The organism is Pseudodonghicola xiamenensis DSM 18339 (assembly GCF_000429365.1).
In the GTDB taxonomy this organism is placed as follows: domain Bacteria; phylum Pseudomonadota; class Alphaproteobacteria; order Rhodobacterales; family Rhodobacteraceae; genus Pseudodonghicola; species Pseudodonghicola xiamenensis.
This window is the reverse complement of record NZ_AUBS01000018.1, coordinates 1-15977: the sequence shown is the minus strand read 5'-3', so window position 1 is coordinate 15977 and position 15977 is coordinate 1. Positions and strand designations below refer to the sequence as shown.

18 protein-coding genes are annotated in these 15977 nt (G+C 62.3%); 4 read left to right on the top strand and 14 right to left on the bottom strand.

Annotated features, from left to right (window positions below; translation table 11 throughout):
- Positions 1–54 precede the first annotated feature (54 nt).
- The 6 genes from G455_RS0114625 to G455_RS0114600 form a co-directional block, all read right to left on the bottom strand.
- A complete protein-coding gene (locus tag G455_RS0114625; protein WP_051312530.1) occupies positions 55–786 on the bottom strand; it encodes an HAD-IA family hydrolase in 732 nt (243 codons plus the stop codon).
- 260 nt (positions 787–1046) lie between these two features.
- The gene (locus G455_RS0114620; RefSeq protein WP_028094381.1) at positions 1047–1958 is read right to left on the bottom strand and encodes a 2-hydroxyacid dehydrogenase; all 912 of its coding nucleotides are present in this window, start codon (positions 1956–1958) and stop codon (positions 1047–1049) included.
- Positions 1958–3328 carry an aspartate aminotransferase family protein gene (locus G455_RS0114615; protein WP_028094380.1) on the bottom strand — a complete coding sequence of 457 codons (1371 nt, stop codon included), beginning with the start codon at positions 3326–3328 and terminating at the stop codon, positions 1958–1960. The genes G455_RS0114620 and G455_RS0114615 overlap by 1 nt, the downstream gene beginning before the upstream one ends.
- A 21-nt stretch (positions 3329–3349) precedes the next feature.
- A complete protein-coding gene (locus G455_RS0114610) occupies positions 3350–4180 on the bottom strand; it encodes a GNAT family N-acetyltransferase (protein ID WP_035366822.1) in 831 nt (276 codons plus the stop codon).
- 141 nt (positions 4181–4321) lie between these two features.
- The gene (gene argE, locus G455_RS0114605; RefSeq protein ID WP_240474630.1) at positions 4322–5434 is read right to left on the bottom strand and encodes an acetylornithine deacetylase; all 1113 of its coding nucleotides are present in this window, start codon (positions 5432–5434) and stop codon (positions 4322–4324) included.
- Between the two features lie 8 nt (positions 5435–5442).
- Entirely contained in the window at positions 5443–5811 is a 369-nt protein-coding gene (locus G455_RS0114600; RefSeq protein ID WP_028094377.1) for a cupin domain-containing protein, read from the bottom strand.
- A gap of 219 nt (positions 5812–6030) precedes the next feature.
- On the opposite strand from G455_RS0114600, the gene G455_RS0114595 reads away from it, so the two are divergent.
- Both G455_RS0114595 and G455_RS0114590 read left to right on the top strand, forming a co-directional pair.
- Positions 6031–6696 (top strand): haloacid dehalogenase type II, encoded by a 666-nt coding sequence (locus tag G455_RS0114595; RefSeq protein WP_028094376.1) that lies wholly within the window; start codon positions 6031–6033, stop codon positions 6694–6696.
- A gap of 34 nt (positions 6697–6730) precedes the next feature.
- On the top strand, positions 6731–8020 hold the full coding sequence (locus G455_RS0114590; RefSeq protein WP_028094375.1) for an NAD(P)/FAD-dependent oxidoreductase: 1290 nt from the start codon (positions 6731–6733) through the stop codon (positions 8018–8020).
- Positions 8021–8090: 70 nt separating this feature from the next.
- Here the strand turns inward: G455_RS0114590 and G455_RS0114585 are convergent, their stop codons facing one another.
- The 6 genes from G455_RS0114585 to G455_RS0114555 all read right to left on the bottom strand — a co-directional run bounded on the left by G455_RS0114585 (position 8091) and on the right by G455_RS0114555 (position 12871).
- On the bottom strand, positions 8091–8993 hold the full coding sequence (locus G455_RS0114585; RefSeq protein WP_051312528.1) for a GNAT family N-acetyltransferase: 903 nt from the start codon (positions 8991–8993) through the stop codon (positions 8091–8093).
- Between the two features lie 241 nt (positions 8994–9234).
- Positions 9235–9747, bottom strand: a complete 513-nt coding sequence (locus G455_RS26080; RefSeq protein ID WP_407636247.1) for a transposase — start codon at positions 9745–9747, stop codon at positions 9235–9237.
- The gene (locus G455_RS0114570) at positions 9747–10214 is read right to left on the bottom strand and encodes a LysR family transcriptional regulator (RefSeq protein WP_028094371.1); all 468 of its coding nucleotides are present in this window, start codon (positions 10212–10214) and stop codon (positions 9747–9749) included. Before G455_RS0114570 ends, G455_RS26080 begins: the two co-directional genes overlap by 1 nt.
- 183 nt (positions 10215–10397) lie before the next feature.
- Complete coding sequence (locus G455_RS0114565) at positions 10398–11861, bottom strand: aldehyde dehydrogenase family protein (RefSeq protein ID WP_051312526.1); 1464 nt, start codon at positions 11859–11861, stop codon at positions 10398–10400.
- A gap of 55 nt (positions 11862–11916) precedes the next feature.
- Complete coding sequence (locus G455_RS26075; protein WP_205620476.1) at positions 11917–12093, bottom strand: hypothetical protein; 177 nt, start codon at positions 12091–12093, stop codon at positions 11917–11919.
- Between the two features lie 142 nt (positions 12094–12235).
- Complete coding sequence (locus G455_RS0114555) at positions 12236–12871, bottom strand: helix-turn-helix transcriptional regulator (protein WP_035366820.1); 636 nt, start codon at positions 12869–12871, stop codon at positions 12236–12238.
- Positions 12872–13060: 189 nt separating this feature from the next.
- On the opposite strand from G455_RS0114555, the gene G455_RS0114550 reads away from it, so the two are divergent.
- Positions 13061–14380: an NAD(P)/FAD-dependent oxidoreductase gene (locus tag G455_RS0114550; RefSeq protein WP_028094368.1), complete on the top strand. Its 1320-nt coding sequence runs from the start codon at positions 13061–13063 to the stop codon at positions 14378–14380.
- A 21-nt stretch (positions 14381–14401) separates the two neighbouring features.
- On the opposite strand, the gene G455_RS0114545 is transcribed toward G455_RS0114550, so the two are convergent.
- Complete coding sequence (locus tag G455_RS0114545) at positions 14402–15049, bottom strand: MmgE/PrpD family protein (RefSeq protein WP_028094367.1); 648 nt, start codon at positions 15047–15049, stop codon at positions 14402–14404.
- 29 nt (positions 15050–15078) lie between these two features.
- Here G455_RS0114545 and G455_RS26630 point away from each other — a divergent pair, with 29 nt between their 5' ends.
- A complete protein-coding gene (locus tag G455_RS26630; protein ID WP_161629398.1) occupies positions 15079–15717 on the top strand; it encodes a cupin domain-containing protein in 639 nt (212 codons plus the stop codon).
- A 35-nt stretch (positions 15718–15752) separates the two neighbouring features.
- On the opposite strand, the gene G455_RS0114535 is transcribed toward G455_RS26630, so the two are convergent.
- Positions 15753–15977 (bottom strand): integrase core domain-containing protein (locus G455_RS0114535; protein WP_028094366.1); only part of this gene is annotated, 225 nt, incomplete at its 5' end.

Here is a 15977-nt window from a genome sequence, read left to right as displayed (position 1 = left end):
CCTGTTGATGTGGGCCCGCCCCGCTTCTGACGGCGTGCCGGGCCGGTGGTGAACTCAGGCCTCGAATGCGGTATCGGCGGCGCGGGCCAGCTCGATCAGCGCGTGGAAGTGATAATCAGGCTCGGTGAATTCTTTCGGTTCGATGGTCCCGCCATAGCCATTCTGGGCATGCCGGCGCTGAGTCCAGGCATTGGTCATGCCCAGTTGGCGCGAAATGCCGATGTCATGATACTGGCTTTGTGCAGTGTGCAGGATGTCATCCTTGCTGCCGCCGTCCTTGGCGACATAATCGAACACCTGGTGGAAATAGTCGGGGTTCGGCTTTTCGCAACCGGTATCGTCGGTGGTAAAGCCGGCCCAGAAGGGAAAGCCCAGCTTTTCCTCATATTTCTCAAAGGCCCAGCGGCGGGCGTTGGTCATCGCGATCAGCTTGTAACGGGCCTTGAGCCGCGCCATCGCCTCGACCGAATCCGGGAACGGCTTGGCATCGCCGACGCGTTCGATCATCAGCTTGCGATATTCTTCGGTGTCGGGCAGGCCGAAAGCGGCGGCGATCCGAGAATAGCAACGCCCCAGATCATCGGGAAAGCGCAACGCGCCCGGCTCGTAACGCGCGTCACGATAAACCGATAACGCGGCTTCGCCGTCGATCTCGCGCCCCTCGCGGGCAGCGATCTCGGCCAGCCCATCCTTGATTGCGCCTTCGAAGTCGATCAACGTGCCCACCACGTCAAAGGTGACGTAGGAAAACGCAGTCAGCGGTTTCACGACGGTTTCGGTTGCCATTACAGCAGTCCTTTCTGCAAACAGCCGCACAAGGCAGCATTTTATTTTGCGAGGGAAATGATGCGGCGCTCCGATGCAAACCTGCCCGGATACGTGCCGCTCTCCCCTTGTCTTTAACATCTAGCGGCGTTTTCGCCGTCTCGGTTCTGTTCAGTGTCGCTCTGCTCGCCGCTCGAAATTCTCCGAAACACGGCACCTCGACAGCAGATTATTTTAAATTCTCGCGGCGGGCGGTATTTCCAACCGCCGCCGTGAGTGGGTCAGTAGCCGCGCGCCTGATCGACCAGACCGGGCAAGGGCTGGCCTGCGCGGGCCGCGCGCACCACCCGCAGGGCATGTTCGGCCCCTTCACGGTGATCGGTATTCGCCGCCACATGCGGGGTGATGATCACCCGGGGATCGGCCCAGGCCCAATGGTCTTGTGGCAACGGCTCCGGCTCGGTCACATCCAGCATGGCCGAAGCGAGACGCCCTGTATCCAGCGCCGCCCGAAGCGCCGGCATATGAAGCTGGGCACCGCGCCCGGCATGCACCAGATGGGCGCCCTCCGGCAGTTTCGCGAACAGATTCGCATTCAACATACCACGGGTCTCACCGGTCAGGGGCAGCAGGCAGATCAACACATCGCTCTGCCCCAGAAAGCGGTCGAGCTCCTCGGCCGAGAACATCTCGACCCCACCGGCAGGCGCCCCCGATCGTGACCAGCCGCTCACCTGGAAGCCCAGTCCCGTCAGGGTTTCCGCCGCCAGCTGACCGATCCGCCCCATGCCCATGATGCCGACACGACCGTTGCGGGCCAGAGGCACGCCATGGGTCTGCCATTGCCCGCGCGTTGCCTGCTCAAGATAAACCGGCATGGCGCGATAGAGCATCAGTGTGGCCATCACCACCCAGTCACGCACCATCTCCTCGATGCCCGGGGCCAGGGTCCGGCAGAGCCGCACACCCTCGGGCATCTTCGGCATCTGATCAACCCCGGCCCCGACCGAGATGACAACCTCGAGATTGGGATAGATCGTCAGATCCGGCGGCGGCACCCAGCAAGCCAGATACCGCACCGCCGCAGGATCCGAGACCTGATCGGCACCGCAGACCAGCGGTTCGCCTGCCTCGGAGAAGACGCGCGACCAGATGGCCGCGCGTTCCGGAAAGGTCTGCAGCAGCAGCGCCATCAGGCGAGCACCGCGCGGATTTCGGGATCTTCCAGCGTCAGGTCCAGCACCTTGCGGGTGCGGTCGACGATCTGGTCGATCTCCTCCATGGTGCAGCACAGCGGCGGGGCGTAGCCGAAGATGCCCTGCGCGAAGGAGCGGATCACCAGCCCCTGTTCCCAGGCCCGGTCAAACAGCCGCGTGGCCGGCTGGACACTGGCCGGCAGCGGCGTCTTCTTGTCCTTGTCGGTGACCAGTTCGATCGCTGCCAGCATGCCGCGCCCGCGCACATCGCCGACCAACGGATGATCCGAAAGGCCCTGCAGCCCTTCCATCAGCCGCGCACCGGCCTTGCGGCCATTCTCCAGCAGCCCGCCTTCGTACAGCTTCAGAACCTCAAGCGCGACAGCCGCCGACACCGGGTGCGCCGAATAGGTGAAGCCATGACCCACCGCCTTGGCACCGGCGCCTTCGGCAATGGTTTCATAGACATGATCCGACATGAAGACCGCGCCCATCGGCACATAGCCCGAGGTCAGCCCCTTTGCCGTGGTCATCAGATCGGGGACGATGTCTTCTTCTTCGCAGCAGAACAGCGGACCGGTGCGGCCGAAACCGGTGATCACCTCATCGGCGATGAAGAGGATGCCCATCTCCTTGCAGGCGTCGCGCATCGCCTTGACCCAGCCCTTCGGCGGCACCAGAACCCCGCCCGAACCCTGGATCGGCTCGACATAGAAGGCGGCTACCTTTTCGGGCCCGATCGCCTCGACCTTGGCCTTCAGCTCGGCAACCGAGGCAGCAATGATTTCGGCATCGGTCTTGAGCGGATTGCGATAGGTGTAATGCGAGGAAATCTTGTGCTGCCAGCTATAGGGCACGCCAAAGCCTTCGTGGAAGCCCGGCAGCGCAGTCAGGCCGGCGCCCATCGTGGTGGAACCATGATAACCCTGCTCGACCGAGATGAACTGATCGCGTTCGGGCTGGCCCTTGGAATACCAGTAATAGCGCACAAAGCGGATTGTGCTGTCGACAGCGTCCGACCCGCCGAGCGAGAAATAGATATGGTTCAGATCACCCGGGGCCCGTTCGGCCAGTTCCGCGGCAAGCTTGATCGGCGCTTCGGCGCCCAGATCGAAATAGCCGGTGGCATAGGGCAATTGGCGCATCTGTTCAGCGGCGGCCTCGACCACGCTTTCATGGCCGTAGCCGGCGTTGACACACCACAGGCCAGCAAATCCGTCGATCAGCTCACGACTTTCGGCATCAGTAACGGTGGCGCCCTTTGCGCCGGTCAGAATGCGCACGCCGCGCGCTTCGTGCCCACGGAACGAGGACACCGGGTGGACCAGATGGCGCCGGTCGAGTTCGACAAGGGAATTTGACAACATGTCAGTTCAATCTCCGCGGAATTAGCCCAGGGCCTGCGACACGAGGGCGAAGGTTTTGTATTCAGAAGAAATCGCCGTGGGCGATTTCGGGGCGCGCACCATCGTGGTGCCACCGCCGGCATGTGTCAGGCCGAGGCTTTCGGCGTAATCGGCCTGAACGAGAGCACCAGCCATGTCGATCCGCAGGAACTGCCCCTCCAGCCGACTGGCAGCCGCCGCCATCAGCGCCCGGGCAGTCGCCACATCGCGCGCCACCACCGGGCCGACCACATGACCCCGCCCGAAGCGGCGCAGCAGGGCAAAGCCACCTTCGGCCCGCAGCAGGGTTCCAGTCTCGACGATTCGGGCCAACAGCGTAGCCCGTTCCATTCCGGAGGCCGCCAGATCTGCCGCGGCCAGCGCCGCGATATCGGCACCCGTCGCCGCATCGACAGAAACCTCGGGCTGCGCTGCAACCGCGATGCCCTGGTATTGTTCGATCCGACCGGTCGCGACGAAGCCCAGCTTTTCATACAGCGGCAACCCGTCTGTGGTGGCAACCAGACGCGTTTCGCGTGCCCCGGCCATGGCGATCACGCGATTCATCAATTCGCGCCCAAGGCCCCGGCCCCGCATCCGCTGATCGACGATGATCATATTGAGCGTTGCGACATCGCCGAAACAGGAACACAGCGCGGTGCCGACCACCTCGCCACTATCCATCGCGACCACGCCAGTCGAAACCGACAGGGTCAACGCCCAGTCGTCGCGGCGATGCGGCCATCCGGCTTCCTGCGACAGGCGCAGTGCCCCGTCGAGATGATCCGGAGCGAAGTCTTCGAATAGAATTTGCTGAGACGCAGTGTGAGACATTGGAACTCCGGCTCTTGATCTTGTCCCCCCGACCCTACACTCCAAGAGGCGGCATGATTGGTCTGATTGCGCCGCGGCGCGGCAGTTTACTTTGCCGCCGCACCGCGGGACCGCAGAAAATTTTGCCGAACCGGGATCGTATCAGCCGCTCAGGCGTTGACCAAGCGCCACCACCATGGCGCGGGCCCCTTCCAGCTCCTCCAGGGTCAGATATTCTTCGGGTCTGTGCGCCCGGGCGATATCCCCCGGACCGCAGATCACCGATGGAATCCCCGCTTTCTGGAACAGCCCGGCTTCGGTCCCGAAACTGACCGCCCCCAAGGGCGCATGACCCGAGATTGCCTGAGCCAATGCCGCCAGCGGATCGGCGGCATCGAGCGCAAGGGCCGGATAGGATGACAAGATTTCACTTTCGAGACCCGCCAGCTCCGCCGCCGCGATCACCGGGGCCAGCAGGGCCTCCGGATCGACGCCGGCAATCGCGCGCGCCTCGATACGCGCCTCCGCGCGGTCGGGAATGATATTGATCGCCTGCCCGCCCGACAACGTGCCGATCTGCAGGCTGGAATAGGATGGGGCAAACCGCAGATCCTGCGGCCCGGCCTTCAGCGCCTCGGCCTGAGCGGTGGCAGCGGCCAACACCGGCACCAGCGCATGAATGGCATTCTGCCCGAGATCGGGGCGCGAACTGTGTCCCGGCACGCCCCTGGCCGTGACCCGGACCGAGGCCTTGCCCTTATGTGCAAGCACCGGCACCAGACCGGTCGGCTCACCGATGATGGCGCCAAGCGGCGGCGCGCAGAGATCGGGCAAGGCAGACAGCAGATGCGGCACGCCCTTGCAACCGGCCTCTTCATCATAAGACAGCGCGATATGGATCGGCCTAGACAGATCCATCGCCACCAGATCGGGCACCGCCGCGAGGACTGCGGCAACATAGCCTTTCATGTCGCAGGCGCCGCGACCGATCAGCCGGCCGGCTTCCTCACGCAGCACGAAGGGATCGGCCAGCCACTCGGGTTCTCCGGCCGGCACCACATCGACATGGCCCGACAGAATATAGCCGGGTGTCGAGGCATCGCCGATCGTCGCGAAGAGATTGGCCCGATCGCCCTCGGGGCCGGTCAGAATACGGCAGGAAATGCCATGACCGGCCAGATAATCGCGCACGAAGCCAAGAAGCGCCCCGTTCGGGGTCCCGACAACGGAGGGAAACCCCACCAGCCGGGCCAGAATATCCTTTGCAAACATCATCATGCGCCTCAGGCCGCGATAACCCAAATCTTGCGCACGGTCTCGATCGTGTGCCAGGTGCCGACGAAACCGGGCTTCAGCACAAAACTGTCGCCGGCGGTAAAGTCACGACTTTCGCCACCCTCTTCGGAAAGACGTACATGACCCGACAGGATATGGCAGAACTCGAAAGTCTCGCCCTTGATCGACTTGGTGGTGCCTGGCGTCGCCTCCCAGATGCCGGTGCGGATCTTGCCCCACTTCGCGGTCTCGGCCTGCGCGCAGTCCAGTTCCCAGGTCTTGAAGGTGGGATCGCCCTCGATCAACCGTTCAGGCAGGGCTTTGTCCTCGCGCGGGGCGAAATCAGGGGTCAGGTCAAGCGGCACGAGATGCGTCATAGGGAATTCCTCGGTTGGGGCAATGGCGCCGGCAGGGCGCCCCCCTACCCTGCCCTGCCCGCCCCGGCAGGAGCGCCCAAAGCCAGCCTCCCCACGGCATCCCCTGCCGGATCCCGCGCAGGAAACGCAATTTCCTGCGTCCAAACCTGCAAACGCGGCAATCCCTGTCGTGCGACCCGGGTCATGCTGTCAGGCAGACAAGACCTCTCGGAGAGATACATGACCTTCCGCCCCAAATTCATCACCTTCGACTGCCACGGCACGATGATCTTCTTCGACATGGCCGGCGCCGCCCGCGCACATTATGCAGACAAGCTGTCGCCCGAGCAGATGGACACCTTCATCGCCGATTTCGCGGCCTACCGTCTGGATGAGGTTCTGGGCGCCTGGAAGCCCTATGCCGAAGTCGTCTACAACTCGCTCGAACGGACCTGCAAAAGGAACGGCATCGCCTTCGATCCCGCCGTCGCCGAAGACATCTATAACCGGGTGCCGACCTGGGGCCCCCACCCCGACGTCACCGCCGGCCTGGCCAAGATCGCCGGCAAGATCCCGTTGGTGGCGCTGACCAATTCGATGAACGATCAGATCCCGCATAACATCAAGAACCTCGGCGTGCCGATCGACCATGTCTTTACCGCCGAAAGCGCCGGCGCCTACAAGCCGCAGATGCGTGCGTTCGAGTATATGTTCGACATGCTCGGCTGCGGCCCCGAAGACGTGCTGCATGTCTCTTCCAGCTTCCGCTATGATCTGATGACCGCACATGACATCGGCATCAAGCACAAGGCCTGGGTGAACCGCGGCCACGAACCGGCCAACCCCTATTACGGCTATACCGAAATCCCCGACGTCTCCGGCCTTGCCGCCGTCGCCGGCCTGTAAGATCAGATCAGGAACCCGCGCAGCGGAGGCACAGATGCAATTCAAATCCTATTGGCACGACACATCCACCCCCTTTTCCCAACCCCAAAACGGGCCGGTCCAGGGCAGCTATGATGTGGCGGTGATCGGCGGCGGCTTCACCGGGCTCAACGCCGCGCGCAAACTGGCGAAATCCGGCGTGCGCGTGGCCTTGCTGGAGGCCGATCACGTCGGCGCCGGCGGGTCCGGACGCAACGGCGGCCATCTGAACAACGGCATCGCGCACGGCTATGCCGAAGCCAAGGCGCATCTGGGGGCGGAGCAGGCGCACCGTCTGTACCATGCCTTCGATCATTCCATCGACATGATCGAGGAGGTGATTGCCGAGGAAGGGATCGACTGCAACTTCCGCCGCGCGGGTAAACTCAAGCTCGCCTCGAAACCCAGCCATGTCGCCGGGCTGCGGGCGAATTTCGACCTGATCCATCGCGAGGTCGATCCCGATACCCGTTGGCTGGAGAAATCCGACCTGCCGGGCGAAGTCGGGGCCGCCGGGGTCCATGGCGCCATGCTCTATGAAAAGGCGGCGATGATGCACATGGGCCGTTATGCCACCGGCCTGGCCGAGGCCGCGCATCGTCACGGTGCCAAGATTTGGCATGGCGCCCCGGTGGCCGACCGCCAGCACGCCGGCAGCGGTTGGGAGTTGACCACGCCGAAGGGCAAGCTGCGCGCCGAACGTGTGATCCTGGCCACCGGAGCCTATACTGGCGAATATGCGAAAAAGCCGTTCCGCTGGATCCGGCACCGGATCATTCCGGTCGGCTCCTTCGTGGTGGCGACCCGGCCGCTGACGCCAGACGAGATTGCGGCCACCCTGCCGGGCAATCGCACCTGCGTGACCACGATGAACATCGGCAACTATTTCCGCCTGTCGCCTGACAACCGCCTTATCTTTGGCGGACGGGCGCGGTTTTCGGCGGTGTCTAACCAGAGCTCCGATGCGAAATCCGGCGCCATCCTGCAGGCCGGGCTGGCCAAGACCTTCCCACATCTGGCCGGGATCGAGATCGATTATTGCTGGGGCGGTCTGGTCGGCATGACCAAGGACCGTTACCCCCGCGCCGGGGAACATGACGGCATGATCTATGGCATGGGCTATTCCGGCCATGGCGCGCAGATGTCGACGCTGATCGGCCAGACGCTGGCCGACCTGGCGATGGGGCGGACTGATACCAACCCGCTGGCCGGGATGAGCTGGCCACCGATCCCGGCGCATTCGGGCCAACCTTGGTTCCTGCCGTTGGTGGGCCTGTGGTTCGGAATGAAAGACCGCCTGTCCTGACCGGATACGCGACAGAGACCAAAAGGGGCGCTGAAGCGCCCCTTTCTGCTGTCATCAATCCCGGCGGCGTTTAGCCCAGCGAATGCGATGCCATGCCGAACACTCGCGGTCCTTCCGTCGCGCGGCGTTGCGGGCCGATCCGCATCTCGGTCACCGTGTCATAGGCCCCCAGTCCCGCGGCGGCGAGAAAGGCCGCGAAATGATCACTCTGCACCGGGGTATCGACACGCAGGAAGTTGCCCACATCAGCCTGGATGAACGGTGCGATCAGCTGCATCGCGACCCGTTCGTCATCGACGATCACCGGCCCGATCACCTTGCCTCGACCGAACGGGCGCTTCAGCGCATAGCCCAAGACCTGATCGCCACGAACCGCGACAAGCCCCTCGGACAGGCCGATCAGCACCTTCAGCGTGTCGGAGCGATCCGCCCCCAGGGCCAGCAGGTCAAGCGCGAGAATGGCCGGGATATCGGCCCCGGTCATCGGGCGAACATCCACTCCCGCGACCGGCTCCGGGGAGTGGATCCGCCGCGCCTTGCCCTGATGCTGCCAGATCGTATTCACCGGCACGAAGCCCGCGCCTTCATACAGCCAATAGGCAGCGCGCGTCGCGCTCAACCGCAGGTCGCGCCCGGCGCAATCGGACATGATCCGGTTCAAAAGCCAGCGGCCGGCCCCCTGCATCTGCAATCGTGGTGCAGTGACCATCATCCCGAACATGGCGAAATCGTCCCCCATGGGGAAATACATCGCCGATCCCATCGCCCGACCGATTTCATCGACAGCGACATAGCCCTGACCGAGCGAGATGAAGAGATCGAGATCCCGGTCGCGATGCGGCCAGAACACGCTGATTGTCAGTTCGTGCAACAAATGGCGGTCGGCAGTAGTGATCTTGTGAGCTGTCGCCCGGTAATTGTCGAGGATCAGACAGCCCTCGGCGGCTTCGGGCTGTAGATCGTCATCTGACATGGTCTTTAACATCCGGCTTATCGAATACTTGTAATTCAGCGCAGTATCGCGCGATAGGCCTGAATTAATCTGCTGTTTCACCCAATGCGACAACAGAATCTGCCAAGAAGCTCTATTACACAAATCTCGTGCTGGATTCATCTCGTGAATCCAGCATGGTAGCTGGACATCATGAGCAGAACGTCGCGGCTCTGATGCACAAAGCTTGTGATACCCGAGGTTTCCCTTTCCCCGGACGGTTTCATCCCACGGCTTCTGTGACAGGGATGCCAAGCGCGGTGTAGCCGTTCATGACGGCGATGCGGACTTGGACTTCGGCGACCTGCCGGTCAAAGTCCTGCGCCATGAGGCGCTGCCCAAGCAGTTTCACACAGTGCATCCACTGACCGGCAGGGTATTTCCGAAGGAAATGTCCCGAGAGGTTTCGTCTCGACGCGGCTTCGGCGATGGTATCCGCTCCATCGTCGCCAGAGGGCACGACCGTGGTCTTTCGATGCCCGCAGGGCTTCGTTTCGTGCGATCGTGCCGGTGGTGACGGTCTTCCACGGCTTGGCGTTCTTGCGGGGGTGAAGGGCGGCCTGGAATTGATCCGGTGGATCAATTCAGCCCTGAACGGGCGGAGCCCTGGGGGAATGACGGCATCCGCCCCGCGGTCAGCGATGGCGTCGTGGCATTTGCGGGTGTCATAGGCACCGTCGGCGGTGACGCTGCCGATCTGTTCGTCCGCCGGGATTTGGCCGAGCAGGTCGGACATCAACGCTGTGTGGTGGCGTCGTGAGCCGCGTGGTACTGCCGGATCGCGTCGCGCAGGTTCAGCCGGAATGCAGACAGCAAGCGCGAAGCTGGTTTGTCGGTATTGGTCGAGATCGCAAGGTTCATGCTGATTTCCGGGCGGAAGCGATGGATCACGAGGTTCTCGTTCCTGTCACAGGGCATGAAAGCGTCGGCCAGCGCACCCCCGAGGCCCGGCCGCACCAGCGGCGCTGCCACCAGCGAGGACGAAACCAGGATCGCCAGCGGCCGGGTCACGCCGATGCGCAACAGTCCAACCCGCCGTTCCGTGATGTTCAGCGCGAGTTCGTCCAGCAATTCGATCTCGCGGAAGATGCGGTCGAACAGCGCGTAGCCCAAATGACTTTCGAAATGGAGCAACGACTTGCTGATGGCGGGTTGCAACACGGCCAGCGCATTCACTGCGGCGGTAAGCGACCCCTTGCGCATGATGGGCGGAAGATCTCGATCTGACGGGCATTCATTGGAACTCTGCCCTCAATTTGTTGTTATGAACCAACTTGTTATACGTGTTGCTGTCAAGGTTCGTTCAGTCCACATCGGCCCGAATATGCCGCAATCATGCCGGTTGCAACAATAGTGGACTTCGGGCCGATGCGAAGACGGTGGCATTTACTCCCCGTCGAAGTAGCCGAGGATGGACTTGGTCTCGAGGTATTCCTCCAACCCTTCTATCCCATATTCGCGGCCATTGCCGGACTGTTTATAGCCGCCGAAGGGCACATACGGGTCCCAGGCAGGATAGTTCAGATGCACTTGGCCTGCCCGGATGCGCGCGGCGGTCTTGCGAACCAAATCAAGGTCCGAGCCCTGCACCTGCGCTCCGAGGCCGTAGACGGTATCATTGGCGATCGTGATTGCCTCTTCCACATCATCATATGGCATGATGACCAGAACCGGGCCAAAAATCTCTTCCTGCGCCACGGCCATGTCCGTCGTGACCTCGGAAAAGATCGTGGGCTTCGAAAAGAAGCCGCGCTCAAGACCCTCGGGGCGTCCCGGTCCGCCAGTGAGGAGCTTCGCGCCCTCGTCGATGCCGGTCTGGATCATGGTTTGAACGCGGGCATACTGGTTCCGGTTCGAGGAGGGCCCATGCGTCGTAACCGCATCGGTCGGATCTCCGATCTTGAAGTCAGCTACCGCCGCGACCGCCAGCTCTTCGACTTCCGCGAGCCGTGCACGGGGCACGATCATCCGGGTCGGTGCGCTGCAGGACTGGCCGACGTTGCGCATCGCCGAGGCAACACCCGGCGGCACGGCTCGAGAGAGATCGGCGTCGGGCAGGATCACGTTGGGCGACTTTCCACCCAACTCCTGGGCGACGCGCTTGACCGTTGGTGCGGCAGACTGTGCCACAGAGACACCGGCGCGGGTCGAACCGGTGATCGATACCATGTCGATGTCGGGATGTTCGGCCAGACGGGTGCCTACCACCGGACCCGTCCCGTTGACCAGATTAAACACGCCGGCCGGAAATCCTGCCCTGGCGATCAGGTCTGCAAACAGAGCCGCGCTGAGTGGCGAGAGCTCGCTCGGCTTCAACACGACCGTACAGCCTGCCGCCAGGGCCGACCCTGCCTTGGCAGTGATCTGGAACAGCGGCCAGTTCCAGGGAGTGATAAGTGCGCAAACGCCGATGGGCTCGCGCACGATGGCGGCCTGGCCGCGGCGCGTCACAAAGCGATAGCTGCGCAGCAACTCGCTCGCAACGCGCAGATGTTCTGCGGCCAGCGGCACCTGGGCCGTCTGCGCATAGCTGGTCGCGGCGCCCATTTCGGCGGTGATGGCCCGCGCGAGTGTGTCCTTGTTTTCTAGGATCAGCGCGTGCAGCCGGTCAATCTTGTCTGCGCGCTCGTCGGGACTTGTCGTGGACCATCCGGGAAACGCCGCGCGCGCTGCAGCCACCGCCTTGTCCGTCTCTGCGACAGAGGCAAGCGCGACTTCTCCGATGACCTCCTCGGTCGCCGGGTTGACGATGTCGGCGCATTCATCGCTCGATGCATCAACCCAAGTGCCGTTGATGAAGAACTGATGCATGCGCGCTGTGGCGGTTTCAATGTCGGCGGCTTTGATCATGGAAGTCTCCTTAGATTGCTGTCCGACCTTCCGGCAGGGCGGCGTGGCAAGGAAATTACGGTCCGACGATCGCGGGCAGACCACGCGTGTCGGCAATTTCAATGTATTCGTAGAAGGGGTTGGCCGGCTCGTGCCCGCGGTTGACCCAGACCTTGTGCTTAATGCCCGTGTCGTAGTTGGTCAGGGCTCCGTAGCGCTCGAACGTGATGAATTTAGGTGTGAAGCGCGCCATCTTGGCTCCTCAATTGCCCTGTTTCAAAGCTTAGAGGCGGGCAGAAAAGGATTTTGCGGAATGGCTTGGCGTCCGCAGCATAAATGAATGAATTTTCCACTCTTCGTGGCAGAAATGGGCGCCACCCTGCGAGGAATGCAGGCTACGCATTGTCAGCCGCGCGGCGGTCCTCATAGACCGTGGAGCGCGAGACGCCAAGCTGTGCGCTGACCGTCTCGATAGCGCGCCGCACATCCAGAAAGCCTGCCTCCTCCAATTCCCGGATCAGCAGCTTGCGCTCTGAAGGGTCGAGCGAGCGGGGGGTCTTGGCCCTTTGTGCCGCGAAACGCTCGATCGCCGCGCGCAAGGCGGCGGCACTTGCAGGGTTGAGCGACTCAATGGGCGCCTGATGTGGACCGGTTCGGCAGAACTCGTCAAAGGCGCTTCGCAAATTGTCGAACAGTGTCATGTTCACGTTGATGCACAGGGCGGCGACATAGTCTCCCCCGGCATCACGGATGCCGATCGACGTGCTTTTGACCCGGCGGCCATCGCGGAACTGATTGGCATAGGCGGCCAGCACCTGCGGAAAGTCCTTGTCGGCAATCCGGTTCAGCCCCAGTTCGGTGGCCGGGTCGCCCACCTGCCTCTGGGAAAGGTTGTTGTAGATCGCGACGATTGCGTGATCGGGGTCTGTCAGATCGTGAAGAACCACTTCGCAAAACGGAGCAAACGTCTCAGCCACGCCGCGGGCGATCTGATCCAACTGGTCAAGCAGGGGATTTTCTTGGTTTTCCATGGTCTCGATTTCCCTTTGCGTCCGGCGTCGATGGACGAGTCATAACGCGAAACTATGGATGACGTAAGAATGGTTCTGGTAATTTCGTCCAATTCTGGATGAACCGTCTTGAAGTACCGGGCGCGCCTGTCTTACGCTTGATATCGACAATGCCCGCGCAGCCCGGCCGCACTTCTGGGAAAACCCAACATGCCTCGTCTCAAAGCCGAATTCTGCACCGATAATGCCGTCGACACGCCCTACTGGTGGGAAGGCTCAAGACCCGAGGCATCCACCGCCGACGAAATCGCTGCGACCACCGAAGTCGCGGTCGTCGGTGGCGGCTTTACCGGGCTGAATGCGGCGCTGGTCCTTGCGCGTGCAGGCAAGCAGGTGACGCTTTACGACGCAGAAGCACCGGGCTGGGGGGCGTCGTCCCGCAACGGCGGCTTTCTTGGACCGGGCTGGGCCTTCTTCGATACGGCCATGGCCTATGGACCGGACGTCGCGCGTCGCGTTGTCGAGGAGAGCTTTCAATCATTGCAGTACGTCAAGGATGTCGTCGCTACTGAAGGATTGGATTGTGACCTGAAAGTCCTCGGCTACTTCAAGGGCGCGATGGCGCCGCGGATATATGACAAGCTGGGCCGGATGATCGACCGCATCACCAAGGTCATGCCCTGCGATGCCTACATGGTGCCACGGTCAGAACAGCATGCCGAGGTGAAAACCGACCTGTATCATGGCGGCATTTCGATGCCGGGCTATGCTGGCATCCAGCCTGCGAAATATGCTCTGGAACTGGCCCGAGCTGCGACCCGGCATGGCGTCCGGATTCACAGCGGCGCCAAGGTATCAGACATCCGACCAGACAACGGCGGCTTGCGCTTTCGGGTGGCGGGACGCGACGTGACGGCCAAGCAGGTTCTGCTGGCCACCAATGGCTACAGTGCCACCGTATCGCCCTATCTGAAGCGGCGGATCATCCCGGTCGGCAGCGGCCTTGTCGCCACCGAACCGCTGCCGCCCGACCTAATGGCGCGGCTGATGCCCAAGCAGCAACTCCTTGCCGGAAGCCAGCGCGTCGTAACCTATTACCGCCCTTCGCCCGACGGAACTCGGATGATCCTCGGCGGGCGGGTGCTGAATATGAGCGGACGCCACGAAAGCAACGTGGCCAATGCCCGCTATATCCGCAGCCTGCTGGTCCAGATCTTTCCGGAACTCGCGCAGACCAAGATCAGCCACTATTGGCACGGGCAGTTGGGCTTTACGTTCGATGGGTTTCCCCATGTCAAACAATTCGACGGCCTCTACTTTTCGGGCGCGTACAACGGAACCGGCGTGGCACGGGCCAGTTGGCTTGGCAGCCGCGTCGCACACAAGATGATGGGCAGCGCCGAGGGCGACACGATTTATTCGGATCTGAATTTCGAAACGCGGCCTTTTTTCCATGGGCGCGCCTGGTTCTATCCCCTGGCTGTGCTCTATTATGGGATGCTCGACAAATGGGACCGGCGCGGCGTCTGACCGCGCCAACCCGTATTGGGCTCAGGCGATCGCAAAGAGCTGCATGAGCGTCGCGAAATCGGCATGCTCGATATCCAACAACATGGACAGCGCCCGTTCCGACCGTTCGGCGCCCAGAACCGGATCGCAGACGCGCCGAAACTTCGCGCAGATCTGATTCTGGCCGAATCCACTGCGCTGGACCGACGTGGGCGGCTCTTCGATGAACAGGGTGCGCAGCTCGCCGCCAGTGGTGGCGATCTCCACCCGCACCGGCATTGCCATGGTGGCATCCTGCGCGACGTCATAGGCGGGATCGTGATGCAGGCGCACCCGTTCGGTCATCTTTGCCACCGCGCTATCTGCTAGGTCCGGCTCTGACATGCCGAATTCAGACGAGCGGCCAAGAAGCTGCAGCGCTGCCAGATAGGGGGCATTGAACTGCGCATCGTCGATGTTGTCGAGCATACCACCGCCCAGACCGCGATAGAACTCCAGAATCCCATACACATCGACCTCGGCGACATCGCCGGGCACCAACCCTTTGGCGAGCCGTGACAGAGCCTCGATTATGGTATGGGACCACTGGCAGCATGCATAGGGCTTGAACTCGACCCGCGTCACCAGCCTGTCTTCGCCCAGTCCGGCATAGCCCTCGGGCCCGGGCGGTCCGAGCCGGCCATGATCCAAAAGCCAAAAGGCCCATCCAGGACGCTCTGATGGCCATGAAACCCCTTTTCCGCCAGCAGCGCGGACAGCACCCCGACATGGCGGCAGGCGCCATAGGCGTTTTTTTCTGCCGTGGGACCGCAGTCCCTCCACTGCCTTGCGGACCCCGCACCGGCGCCTGCATGGCGATGATCCCGAAGGACGAGCCGATGCCTGCCCGCACCGCATCCGTCTTGCCATGTTATCGCGGAATTGACGCGCACTACGGCATCGAATTTTCCGAAGGCGGCGCATCAAATTTGGCCTGGCCCGGACGAAACAGCATAGGGTTCGGAGCGACCGCGAAATTCGGCACGCTTGGGCAGGATCACTCCACTAAACTGAAGACCTCCCTTCTGAAAGAGGCTAGTGCCATGAATCTATTCGTTCCCGTTGTGACCGCGCCCGAATTCGAGCCACGTTCCGTCCCGGTCGCTCCCGATCGCCTGATTGCCGGTACGCCGGTCTGCAAGGCTTGGGATCTGGATACCGCGAAAGACGGTAAGGTGCGCACCGGTGTCTTCTCGGGGACCGAGGGCACCAACAAGTCGATCAAGGGCGAAGTTTTCGAATTCTGCCACATCCTGGAAGGAATCGTCGAGATTACAGAGTGTCCGTCGTCAGAACATTTGGCACACTTCGCGGCGTAGATTAGCGGAGTGCGGGCTTCGTCTGGGGATTGATGTTAGGCGGCGAGCTTGCGGTGCTGCAAGCGCCGATATTCGATGGTCTGTCGCTTGATCCTTTCGCGCTGTTTGATGATGCCCGGCGCCCTTCCGAAGTAGGCGTCGGCAGGGGTCACGTTGGCCAGGCTCTCGTGGTAGCGCTGGTGATTGTAGTGCTCGACGAAGGCCTCGATCTGGGCCTCGAGGTCGCCGGGCAGGAAGTAGTTCTCCAGTAGGATGCGGTT